The following is an 11,194-nucleotide window of genomic DNA, read 5'->3' on the forward strand; positions in this document are numbered from 1 at the left end:
TTCACGCCATCCAGAAGAAGACTCCGGTCATCCGCTTGTCCTCCAGGGTGCTGCCGCAGTAGGCGGTGGCGGTGTGCATGAGGTTGGCGTTGTAGAGGAGCAGGCGGTTGTACTTGTTGGGCACGGCCAGGTCCTCGGTGAAGGAGTTCGCCGGCACGAAGCGGGTGCCGAGCGCCTCGACCAGGTTGGTGTGCGGGGCCTGCACGATGTTGCCGCCGAGCAGGCCGCCCGGCATGCTCTGCCGGTAGAAGCTGGTGCCGGTGGTCTTGGGCGCGCCGGGGGTCAGGTAGAGCACGGCGGCGTACCGGCAGAGGGCCCGCGAGTCGGTGTGCGGGCGCGGTTCGCACTCGCCCTCGCCGACGACCTGGATGCAGTTGTGGTTCAGGATGCCGCCACCGGGCGTCTCCTGCACCCAGAGCTTCTGCGCACCCGTCGCCTTCATCACCAGCCGCTCGACGCGGGCCAGCTCGGCGGGCTCGAGCCCCGGCATGGTCCGCAGGCCGGGCCAGCTCTCCGGCTTGTGCGGGTAGCCCTCCGTCCAGTCGTCCTTGGCCAGACAGCGGGCCCGGACTTCGTCCACATTGGGCAGCACGTCGTCGAAGACCCAGTAGTCCCGGCCGAGGGTCGGCTTGCGGTACGGGAGGACGGGGAGGCCAGGGGGTTTGCGCAGCTGTGGGGGCATGCGCCGACCGTACAATCCGCGTTTACCACTGTTCTCCCGCGTTTTGGTCAACGTTCTGCCAAATCCATGGCATGGACATGTTTTGCCCCTGAGTCGAACAGGCTGCCCGTGTCGACGTCTTGACGCCGTTCCCCGGCCGACAGTTAGCTTGCCGCGCTGGTTGGTTGACAGATCATCACGAGTTCGTCCGTCCATCCGTCCGTCCGGAACACGGGGGTCCACATGTCCACTTTCAGCCCGAATCGATCACGCGCCCGCCACGCGTTGCTCTCCGCCGCCGCCCTGGCGGCCGCGCTCTGCCTCAGCGGCGCCGCCTCACCCGTCGGCGTCGCCTCACCCGTCAGCGCAGGCACGCTCGCCGGTGCCGGCGCGGTCGCGGCTCCGCAGGGCACGCTCAAGCCCTTCACGCTCACCAGCCCCGACTTCCGCGACGGCGGGCGGCTGCCGCTCTGGAGCGAGTTCGGCGGCACCTACGGCGACGACGCAGGCTGCCACGGCAAGAACCTCGCGCCGCAGCTCGACTGGCGCAACGCCCCTGCCGGAACACAGAGTTACGCCCTGCTCGTGAACGACCCGGACGCCCCCATCGCCGGGGGCTGGCACCACTGGGTGGTCTACGACATCCCGGGCGCCAGCCACCGCCTCGACGGCCACGGCGCCACCCAGTACACCCAGGGCGCCAGCAGCTGGGACACCCACGGCCTCCCGGTCGTCGGCTGGGGCGGCCCGTGCCCGCCGCCCACCGGGCAGACCCACCACTACGTCTTCACCCTCTACGCCCTCTCCGCCACGGCTCTCCCCGCCGCAGGACTGACGTACGAGCAGGCCACCGACGCGATCCGCCCCTACGTCCTCGGCTCGACCGTCATCGTCGGGACGTTCAAGCTCCCGCGCTGACGGCCGGTGCTGCGAGGCCGGATCGGGGCGGGTGGACGGTACGTTGGTGCCGTCCACCCGCCCCGCCCGTCCCTGCCCCGCCCCGCCCGACCGCCGGAGGTGCCCGTGGGCCGTCCCAGCGCCCAGGAACTGTACGAGCAGACCACCGCCGAACTCGCTCCCGCCGCCGCCGACAACCGACTGGTCGAGCTGGTGGAGGCAGGATCCGCACCCGTCGACGCCCTCCGGCGGATCGCCGGGGAGGAGTACCGGATCATCCGCAGCGACCGTCGCAGCTTCGCCCTGCTGGCGGCCCGCTTCGCCGAAGCCGCACCGGACACCGCCGACCCGTTCTTCCTCGGGCTGGCCCAGGGCGAGGACCAGGCACTCCCCCTGCTCGCCACCTTCGCCGCCGCAGTAGGGCTCGGCCCGACCGACCTCGCTGCCTACCGCCCCCGCCCGGCCGCCCAGGTCTACGCCCACTACCTGGCCTGGCTCGCGCAGTTCGGCAGCCGCAGCGAGATCACCCTCGCGCTGCTGGCCAACTTCGGCTTCTGGGGCGGCTACTGCGGCCGGATCGCCGCCGCCCTCCCCCGCCACTACGGCCTCACCCCTGCCGAGGCCGCCTTCTTCGGCTACTTCGCCGAGCTCCCACCCGGCTTCGAACCCACCGCCCTCGGTATCCTCCAGGCCGCCCTCGACGAGGGCGAGGACCCGGAGGCCGCCCGGCACGCGGCCCGGATGATGCAGTCGTACGAGGCCGCCTTCTGGACGGCCGTCCTCTGACCGGACCGGACGGGTTCTGGTCGGATGGGTACAGGGTTGGGCCGGTTCTGGTTGGGCCGGCTTAACCCTGCACCGCCGCCTGCCATGTCCATGAGGTGCCCCGGGAACGACCGGGCAGCTCGGCACGGCCGGTGGACCAGAGCAGCACCTGCGGCGCTCCACCCGACGGAGCGCCGGGAAACAACCGGTCGAGCACGGCCCGGCTGAGGCCGTCCGGCGGCTGCCAGGCGATCCCGAGGCCCTGGGTGACGTCGTAGGTGTGCAGGAGGATCTCGGCGATGCCCATCGCCTCGAAGCCAGCCGGGTCGCACGGCCCCCAGTGCCAGGCCCGGTCACTCGGGTCTGCAGCTGCGATCGCGGCACTCAGCAAACGCCCGCACGCGGTCACCACCTGCAACACCTCGCCCGGTGTCGCTCCGGGCGCCACGGCGAGGTCGAACGGCAGGTACGCCGCGGCCGCCCCACCGGCCAGCTGACCGGCGTAGGCGAGCAGGTCGTGCGCGATGTGGGTCGCCGTCTCATGGCAACTCCACTCCAGCGAACCGGCCTTCACGCTCCAGTCGGCCTGCGTGTGCGGGGTCAGCACGCGCAGCAGCTCGGCCAGCGCCTGGTCGACACCGGCTCCGGCTCCGGCTCGGGCGCCGTCGACACCTGCCTGGTCGGCACGGGCCGTCACTGGGTGGGCCCGGGGGCGGTGCGCTGCCAGGGGCGACGGCTTTCGAGCTCTGCGGCGAGCTGCAGGAGGCGGTACTCACCGTCGGGCGGCGCGATCAGCTGGACGGCGAGCGGCAGTCGGGCGCCGGAGACCGGGTGATCACCGCCCGGGACGGTACTGCCGGGGAACGTACCACCGGGGATGGTGAGGGCCGGCCACGCGGCGAGGTTCCAGGGGTGGCTGAACGGCGCGTAGCGGATGTTGGAGAGCACGTTCGCCGTCCAGCTCCGGGCGTGCCAGGTGTCGGCCGGCGGTGGCCCGCTCGCGAGGGCGGGGGTGACGAGGACATCGTGGTCGGCGAAGAACACGTCCAGCCGCCGCTGCCAGCCGGCCCGCTGGGCCGGGCGGACCAGACCGGCGCTGGCGACGGCCCGGCCGACGGCCGCATGCCGACGGGTTCGCGGGTTGAGACGGTCTGCGTCCAGATGCTGGGCGTCGGCAGCCGTCCCGGCCAGCCAGCGGGCCACCGAGGCGGCGCCGAGCCAGAGGGGGTAGGGCACCTCGGCCTGGACGACGCGGTGCCCGGCGGCGGCGAGCACCCGGCCGGTGTCGCCGACGGCGAAGGCGTACGAGGGGTCGACGGAGATGCCGGGAGCCGGGCAGCGGGTGGAGAGGGCGATGCGCAGCGGGGAGGGTTCGGTCCCCGGTGCTGCGGCGGCGTCGGCAGGGGCAGCGGCGGCGCCCGAGGAGCCGGAGAGGACGTCCAGCATCAGCCGGGCGTCGGCTGCACAGGTCGCGATCGGACCGTTCTCCGCCATCTGGGACCAGCCGTCCACGCCGAGCCCGGCCGGGACGAGCCCCGGGCCCGGCTTGAGGCCGAGCACACCGCAGTTCGCGGACGGGATACGGATCGAGCCCATGCCGTCGTTGCCCAGCGCTATCGGCACCATCGCGGCGGCGACCGCGGCAGCACTGCCGCCGGAGGATCCGCCCGCGCTGCGGGAGAGGTCCCAGGGGTTTCGCGTGGTGCCGAACACGCTGTCGGTGGTGCCGAAGACGCAGAGCTCGGGCACGTTGGTGAGCCCGACCACCACCGCACCTGCGGCGCGCAGGCGGCGTACGGTCTCGTGGTCGGCGGCGGCCGGGGTGTCGGAGGTGGCCGCCGATCCGTTGCGGGTCGCCTCGCCCTCGACGGCGAGGTTGTCCTTCACCGCGACCGGTACACCGGCCAGCGGCAGCGTGGCAAGGTCGGCACGACCCGCGAGGGCGTCCGCATCGCGCAGGGCACGCTCGGCGAGTACCTTGCGGAAGGCACCGATACGCCGGTCCGTCGCGGCGATGCGGTCGAGGTGCTGGGCGACCACCTGGCGTGGTGTCACCTCACCCCGCCGGACGGCCTCGGCGATCTCCCCCGCCGTACGTCCGACCCAGCTCGTCGTCATGCCCACTCCTCCGCAGCACCCGGACACAGCACCCGGACGGGGTATCCGGAGCGCCAACTTAGCCAGCGGCGACTGCGACGGACAAGCCATATCGCTCCTCGGGTTACCGGCGGGTCGAACCGACGGGTAGGCACACCCGGCGCAGCGGAGGGCCACGGCGAAATGCAATGATCCCAGTTCCGTCCCGGTGGCGGACCTCAGCCGAACCGGCCGCGCCCCATCCCTCCGCGGCCGCCGACGGCACCTCTACGAGGTCTGCCCTTGCGCAACCCCAGCAGCCCGGCGGCGCTCCCCTCCCTTCCCTCCCTCAGGAAGAAACCACCACCGTGCACGTCACCGTCATGCCCTCGCGCGCCCGCACGCGCCCACCCCGCACCCTGCAGCCCCGCATGCTCTCCGCCCGCACCGCTGCTGCCGCTGTCGGCGCCGGCGGCCTGCTGCTCTCCGGCTGCGGCAGCAGTGTCAGCCCGGCCGCCCAGACGGCGGCGGAGCTGCACGACCGGCTGCCGCAGGCCGTCAAGTCCGCCGGGAAGCTGCGGATCGGCTCCAACCTCAACTACGCGCCGGTCGACTTCAAAGACCAGAACGGCGCCCCGGCCGGGCTGGACCCGGAGCTCGCTGCCGCCATCGGCTCCTACCTCGGCCTGCGGATCGAGTTCGTCGACATGCCGTTCGAGACGCTCATCCCGGCTGTCCAGTCGAAGAAGATCGACCTCGCCATGTCGGCCGTCATCGACACCAAGCAGCGCCAGCAGGGCCTCGACGACGCCGACCGGCCGACCAACCCCGGCGTGGACTTCGTCGACTACTTCATCACCGGCACGTCGATCCTCGTCAAGAACTCCAACCCGCTGGGGATCAACTCGCTGGACGATCTGTGCGATCACACCGTCGCCATGCAGCGCGGCACCATTCAAGCTGAGATGGCCACGCGTCAGATCGCCGCCTGCACCAGGATCTCCAAGCCTCTCAAGCTCCACCTGCTCGAAACCGACGAGCAGGCACTGGCCGAGGTCGCCTCCGGCGCTGCTGCGGCCGACCTCAACGACTACCCCATCGCCGAGTACAACACCCAGGCGGCCCAGGGCGGCAAGTTCCAACTCGTGGGCGGACAGCTCCAGTCGAGCCCGTATGCACTGACGCTCAACAAGGACGACACCGCCCTGCGGGATGTCCTGACCAAGGCGCTCAACCAGCTGATCCGCGACGGCAGTTACGACAAGATCCTCACCAAGTGGAACGTCCACTCGGGGGCCATCCAGGGTGCGGTGGTCAACGGCGCCGCCAGCTGACCACTGACTACTGCTCCCGTGCAGCGACGGCGGGGCCGTCCTCGGGTGTCTCGGACCTGGGGGCGGCCCCGACGTCGCTGCACGGCAGTTCGGCGCTTCGGCGCCGAGGTCAGTGGAGCCCAGCAAAGGTCAGTGGAACGGCCGGTCGGGCTGACCCTCGGCGGAGTCGTGCGGGGCGTCCCCACCATTGGTGCCCAGCGCGCCGAGGAGGCTGCCGGCGTTCAGGACACCGGGGGTGAAGGGCAGGAGGCCATTCCCATGGCCCGGGGCCGCGTGGGCGCTCGGCGCGGTGAGGGAGGCCACCACTCCAGCTGCCAGGGACGCGACGGCGAGCATGCTTCGCTTCTTCATACCCCGCCAAACGGCCGATCCGGCGAGAAGTCACGGCCTGGCGCTCGATCAACAGCGCCGACGCTGCCCGGGGCGGATGTTGGGCCGCCAGGGGCCGAATGTCTTGATGGGCCGTGACCTGCGGTATTCAGGCATCCAGGTGCCCAGGTATCCGGGCGGGCCTTCCCTGCGCATCCAACGAGTGATACACACGTATCATGAGCAATGGCGAGCAACTGAGATCTCCCCGACGGGCGTTGGCGGTCGGCGCCGTGGTGGCGCAGGTGCTGTTCACCGGGTCGTGGCTGGTCGGTGATCTCGTCCAGGGCACCGGCCACTCGATTTCGGCAGGCACCATCAGCGAGTTGGGGGCGTTGACGGCCGCCCACCCGTGGCCCGTTCTGGCGACGCAGGCCGTGGCCGGCGTGCTCACCATCGCTTTCGCCCTGCTCGCGCTTGCCCCGACGCTGAACGTCACCGGGGGCCGACCATCGGCCGGAGCCTGGTTCGTAGCAGCGTCGCCGTGGGGGCTGGACCCGGTGGAAGGCATATTCTTCCGGCTGGACTGCCGGGTGGCCGACCCAGGCTGCCCCACCAACCCGTTCGCGGGTTCCTGGCATGCGGCGGCCCATGCGGTCACCGGGCTGGCCGGATTCGTGATCATGGTGATCACCCCGCCACTCCTGGCCGTCCGGTTCCGCGCGAACCCCGCCTGGAAGAGCTGGTCCGGGGCCGCGCTGGGCACCAGCCCACTGTTCTTCTTCGGCTTCCTCGCCTTCGCCGGGCTCAGCGGGCACAACGGCGTCGGGTACGCCGAACGAGCGCTCGCCCTGCTGGGCTCCGCCGGCGTCGTCCTGCTCGCTCTGAAGACGTACCGGCTGTCCTCTCCGACGCGCCATGACCTCCTGGCCGAGCCCGAAGCCTCCGACACGCTCCCCCAAGCGCGCGCCCGGTAGGTGCTGGGTACTGACCGAGGCCCAGATGAAGTCGCCGGGGCTCACGCCTACGGGCGGGGGCCCTGGTGGCTTCCGGCTATGAGCGTCGTGGCGTCGCCCTTCGGGGTCGGGCCGACCAGCAGGCGGCGGGCGATCCGCTGCTGCAGGGCGGCGAAGCCGCGCGCAGCGAGGGCCGTGACGAAGATGGCGGGCACCCCTCCCGCCAGAGCGTGGAACGCCCACGCCCCCGCATACGTCGGGCCGCCCCAGGCGTTGGGGTCGTAGCCGGGCAGACCGATCAACGGGCGGATCGGATAGGCGATGTTGAGCACGACGATCGACCAGCCGTACCCGGTGATCACCGAGGCGAGCAGGTTGACCGGCGTGCTCAGCAGCCCGTGGACCAGCACCCGGCGCGGCAGGTGCGTCGTCCGGCCCGCGCGCAGGCCGAGCATCCGGAGAACGAAACCACGGTGACGCCCTGCCGCCGCGCGGCCGGCTGCCGCCATCGGCAGGGCGGCGAGCCCGATCGGGAGGGAGAACAGCGCGTACGCAGCGCGGCGCCGGGCTGTTGCGGTGAAGAGCTTGCTGACGCGCCCGTTGAGAGACACGTGCTGCGGAATGATCGTCATCGCGATCTCCTTGATCGGTAGGACTGGCTTTCGACATGCCCAATCCTGTCGTTCGCCCGACCCTCCGTCAGGTGTGCTGGCACGGATCTTCGGGGTTCGGTTTACCCCACCCCCTGGGCACGGGTAGGCCGTACCTCCCCGCAGGGGCAGACCGAAGCTCCAAGACACGTGGCTGCCCCCTTTCACCCAGGGACGCAAACCGGCCATTCTCCACTCAAGGCCGGTAGCGCTCTTCGTGTGCGACTCAGTACGCGTTAGATTGCAACCGACGGAGTTGGTTGCCCAGGGCAACCTGATTCCCCTCTCCCTACGAGTCGACAGACCGGAGGCCCGCGATGAAGGTGACCGCCGACCAGAGTCGTTGCTGCAGTTCAGGGCAGTGCGTCCTGACCGCCCCCAGCGTCTTCGACCAGAGCGACGACGACGGCCTGGTCCAGGTCCTCGAGCACCACCCCGGGCCCGCCCTCGCCGCAGAGGTGCGACTCGCCGCCGCCCTCTGCCCCGGCCAGGCCATCACCGCCGCCGAGCTCCCCTGACCGTCAGCACTCGCACGCACCAGCCGCCCCCTCGGAAGGAGTCCGACACCCGTGAACGCCACCGGCACCGACACCGACACCGACACCGACAAGGTCCTCGTCCTGCCCGCCACCGCGGACCGCTGCCCCTTCGACCCGCCGTCCGCCTACCAGCAGGCCGCCGCCCGTGCGGCGGTCACCCGCACCGAGCTCTGGGACGGTTCGTCCTGCTGGCTGGTGACCGGCCATCAGGAGGTCCGCGCGGTCCTGGCGGACCAGCGATTCAGCGCGGAGGGCCACCGCCCCGGCTTCCCCTTCCTGACGCCGGGGCGCCGCCAGCTCGCCATCGAGAATCCGGCCTTCATCCGGATGGACGACCCGGGCCATGCTCGGCTCCGTCGTATGCTGACCACCGAGTTCCTGGTCAAACGGGTCGAGCAGCTTCGGCCGGAGATCCAACGGATCGTCGACGAGGCGCTCGACCGGATGATCGCCCTGGGCAGTCCCGCGGATCTCGTCACCGACTTCGCCCTACCCGTCCCGTCCCTGGTGATCTGCCTGCTGCTGGGTGTGCCGTACGAGGACCACGAGTACTTCCAGCAGCTCAGCCGGACGGTGCTGGACACGGCAGCGAGTGAGCAGCAGGTCGCCACCGCCCAGGGCGAACTCCGTTCCTACCTGGCCGATCTCGCGGCCCGCAAGCGCCGCACCCCTGGGGACGACATCGTCAGCCGACTTGCTGTCCGGGACGACCTGACGCTCAAGGAGGCCGCCTCCTCCGCGCTGCTGCTCCTCATCGCCGGCCACGAGACCACCGCGAACATGACGGCGCTCTCGACGCTCGCCCTGCTTCGCAACCCGGCCCAGGCCGCACGGCTGCGCTCCGGCGAGGCGGAGGCCCGGACGGCGATCGAGGAGCTGCTGCGCTACCTGTCGATCGTGCAGATCGGCCTGCCCCGGGCCGCAACGGCGGACATCGACCTCGGCGGCACGCTCATCCGGGAGGGCGAGGGCGTCCTGTGCATGCTCTCCACGGCCAACCGGGACGAAGAGGTCTTCCCCGACGCCGCCACCCTCGACCTCGACCGTGACGCGCGTCGGCATCTCGCCTTCGGTTTCGGCGTACACCAGTGCCTCGGGCAGCCCCTGGCTCGGGCCGAGCTGCAGATAGCGCTGCGGACGCTGTTCCAGCGCCTGCCCGAGCTCCGGCTCGCAGTCGGCACGGAGGAGCTGACCTACCGGACCACCATGGTCGTCCACGGCGTGGACGCACTCCCGGTCGCCTGGTAACCGCCCTGCCCCCGAAACCCGCCCCCACCCTCACCGAAAATCCGCCCACTGCAGATATCACCACCTGCATGTTCACAGGCCCACGGGGCTAAACCTCACATGCATCCACACTCTCACCACATCTCTCATCTCACATGTGAGATAAAGTGCGATCCGTGACCGACGACTATCTCCTGCGCATCGGCAAGCTCATCCGCGACGCCCGCCAGCACCGAGGCCTGACCCAGGCACAGCTCGGCGACGCACTCTCCACCAGCCAGAGCGCGGTGAACCGGATCGAGCAGGGCAAGCAGAACATCAGCCTCGACATGATCGCCCGCATCGGCGAGGCCCTCGACAGCGAAATCGTCTCGCTCGGTTACGCCGGGCCCATGCACCTGCGCGTGACCGGCGCGACGAAGCTGTCAGGGGCGATCGACGTCCGCACCAGCAAGAACGCCTGCGTCGCCCTGCTCTGCGCCTCGCTCCTCACGACCGGTCGCACCACGTTGCGTCAGGTCGCACGGATCGAGGAGGTCTACCGCATCCTCGACGTGCTGGGCAGCATCGGTGTCAAGGTCCGCTGGATCAACGAGGGCCGCGACCTCGAACTGACTCCGCCCGCAGAGCTCGACCTCGCCTCGATGGACGTCGAGGCCGCCCGCCGCACCCGCAGCGTGCTGATGTTCCTCGGCCCGCTGATGCACCGCACCGAGCACTTCACCATCCCGTACGCGGGCGGCTGCGAGCTCGGCACGCGGACCGTCCAGCCGCACCTGCACGCCCTCCAGCAGTTCGGCCTCGAGGTCGCCACCACCAGCGGCAGCTACCACGCGACCGCGACACCCGGCGTCTCCCCGGCCCGGCCGATCGTACTGACCGAGCGCGGCGACACCGTGACCGAGAACGCCCTGCTCGCGGCCGCCCGGCACGACGGCGTGAGCGTCATCCGCAATGCCAGCCCGAACTACATGGTCCAGGACCTCTGCTTCTTCCTGGAGCAGCTCGGCGTACGGATCGAGGGCGTCGGCAGCACCACGCTGACCGTCCACGGCCTGCCGCGGATCAGCCGCGACGTCGACTACGCCCCCGCCGAGGACCCGGTGGAGGCGATGAGTCTGCTTGCCGCGGCCGTCGCGACCTCCTCCGAGTTGACGATCCGCCGGGTGCCGGTGGAGTTCCTGGAGATCGAGCTCGCCGTCCTCGAGCAGATGGGCCTGGACTACGACCGGACCCCCGAGTACCCGGCGGCCAACGGACGCACCCGGCTCACCGATCTGACCGTCCGTCCGTCGAAGCTCACCGCTCCCGCCGACAAGATCCACCCGATGCCGTTCCCCGGCATCAACATCGACAACATCCCGTTCTTCGCGGTGATCGCCGCCGCCGCGCAGGGCACCACCCTGATCCACGACTGGGTCTACGACAACCGAGCCATCTACCTGACCGAGCTCACCCGGCTCGGCGCCGACGTCAAGCTGCTCGACCCGCACCGCGTGCTCGTCCAGGGCCCGACCCGCTGGCGCGCGGCAGAGATGATGTGCCCGCCGGCGCTGCGCCCGGCCGTGGTGATCCTGCTCGCGATGCTCGCCGCCGAAGGCGTATCTGTCCTGCGCAACGTCTACGTGATCAACCGAGGTTACGAAGACCTCGCCGAGCGCCTCAACTCCATCGGCGCCCGGATCGAGACCTTCCGGGACATCTGACCCGGGCGCAGGCCAAGGGCGCAGTCCCAGGGGCAGTCCCGGCGCTCACGGGACGGCGCGACCGCCGGCTGAAG

The 11,194-nt window shown here is 70.9% G+C and carries 12 protein-coding genes; 7 read left to right on the forward strand and 5 right to left on the reverse strand.

Annotated elements, in window-relative coordinates; translation table 11 throughout:
- Position 1: 1 nt before the first annotated feature.
- A complete protein-coding gene (locus ACR68M_RS00905) occupies positions 2 to 682 on the reverse strand; it encodes a DUF6445 family protein (RefSeq protein WP_441248422.1) in 681 nt (226 codons plus the stop codon).
- A 222-nt stretch (positions 683 to 904) separates the two neighbouring features.
- On the opposite strand from ACR68M_RS00905, the gene ACR68M_RS00910 reads away from it, so the two are divergent.
- Positions 905 to 1,579 (forward strand): YbhB/YbcL family Raf kinase inhibitor-like protein, encoded by a 675-nt coding sequence (locus ACR68M_RS00910; RefSeq protein ID WP_441248423.1) that lies wholly within the window; start codon positions 905 to 907, stop codon positions 1,577 to 1,579.
- Positions 1,580 to 1,684: 105 nt separating this feature from the next.
- Positions 1,685 to 2,344, forward strand: a complete 660-nt coding sequence (locus ACR68M_RS00915) for a transcriptional regulator (RefSeq protein ID WP_441248424.1) — start codon at positions 1,685 to 1,687, stop codon at positions 2,342 to 2,344.
- Between the two features lie 61 nt (positions 2,345 to 2,405).
- On the opposite strand, the gene ACR68M_RS00920 is transcribed toward ACR68M_RS00915, so the two are convergent.
- Positions 2,406 to 3,020 (reverse strand): maleylpyruvate isomerase N-terminal domain-containing protein, encoded by a 615-nt coding sequence (locus tag ACR68M_RS00920; RefSeq protein ID WP_441248425.1) that lies wholly within the window; start codon positions 3,018 to 3,020, stop codon positions 2,406 to 2,408.
- Complete coding sequence (locus ACR68M_RS00925; protein WP_441248426.1) at positions 3,017 to 4,441, reverse strand: amidase; 1,425 nt, start codon at positions 4,439 to 4,441, stop codon at positions 3,017 to 3,019. Before ACR68M_RS00925 ends, ACR68M_RS00920 begins: the two co-directional genes overlap by 4 nt.
- A 326-nt stretch (positions 4,442 to 4,767) precedes the next feature.
- Between ACR68M_RS00925 and ACR68M_RS00930 the strand changes: the two genes are divergently transcribed.
- Complete coding sequence (locus ACR68M_RS00930; RefSeq protein WP_441248427.1) at positions 4,768 to 5,733, forward strand: ABC transporter substrate-binding protein; 966 nt, start codon at positions 4,768 to 4,770, stop codon at positions 5,731 to 5,733.
- A 129-nt stretch (positions 5,734 to 5,862) separates the two neighbouring features.
- Here the strand turns inward: ACR68M_RS00930 and ACR68M_RS00935 are convergent, their stop codons facing one another.
- On the reverse strand, positions 5,863 to 6,069 hold the full coding sequence (locus tag ACR68M_RS00935; protein WP_441248428.1) for a hypothetical protein: 207 nt from the start codon (positions 6,067 to 6,069) through the stop codon (positions 5,863 to 5,865).
- A 212-nt stretch (positions 6,070 to 6,281) separates the two neighbouring features.
- Between ACR68M_RS00935 and ACR68M_RS00940 the strand changes: the two genes are divergently transcribed.
- Positions 6,282 to 7,019 carry a DUF998 domain-containing protein gene (locus ACR68M_RS00940; RefSeq protein WP_441248429.1) on the forward strand — a complete coding sequence of 246 codons (738 nt, stop codon included), beginning with the start codon at positions 6,282 to 6,284 and terminating at the stop codon, positions 7,017 to 7,019.
- 47 nt (positions 7,020 to 7,066) lie between these two features.
- Here the strand turns inward: ACR68M_RS00940 and ACR68M_RS00945 are convergent, their stop codons facing one another.
- Positions 7,067 to 7,630 (reverse strand): hypothetical protein, encoded by a 564-nt coding sequence (locus ACR68M_RS00945; RefSeq protein ID WP_441248430.1) that lies wholly within the window; start codon positions 7,628 to 7,630, stop codon positions 7,067 to 7,069.
- A 335-nt stretch (positions 7,631 to 7,965) separates the two neighbouring features.
- On the opposite strand from ACR68M_RS00945, the gene ACR68M_RS00950 reads away from it, so the two are divergent.
- The 3 genes from ACR68M_RS00950 to ACR68M_RS00960 all read left to right on the forward strand — a co-directional run bounded on the left by ACR68M_RS00950 (position 7,966) and on the right by ACR68M_RS00960 (position 11,120).
- Positions 7,966 to 8,166: a ferredoxin gene (locus ACR68M_RS00950; protein WP_441248431.1), complete on the forward strand. Its 201-nt coding sequence runs from the start codon at positions 7,966 to 7,968 to the stop codon at positions 8,164 to 8,166.
- Positions 8,167 to 8,217: 51 nt separating this feature from the next.
- Positions 8,218 to 9,435 carry a cytochrome P450 gene (locus ACR68M_RS00955; RefSeq protein ID WP_441248432.1) on the forward strand — a complete coding sequence of 406 codons (1,218 nt, stop codon included), beginning with the start codon at positions 8,218 to 8,220 and terminating at the stop codon, positions 9,433 to 9,435.
- A gap of 155 nt (positions 9,436 to 9,590) precedes the next feature.
- A complete protein-coding gene (locus ACR68M_RS00960; protein WP_441248433.1) occupies positions 9,591 to 11,120 on the forward strand; it encodes a helix-turn-helix domain-containing protein in 1,530 nt (509 codons plus the stop codon).
- The last annotated feature ends 74 nt before the right edge of the window (positions 11,121 to 11,194 follow it).

This window comes from Kitasatospora sp. McL0602, assembly GCF_052076145.1.
Taxonomy (GTDB): Bacteria; Actinomycetota; Actinomycetes; order Streptomycetales; family Streptomycetaceae; genus Kitasatospora.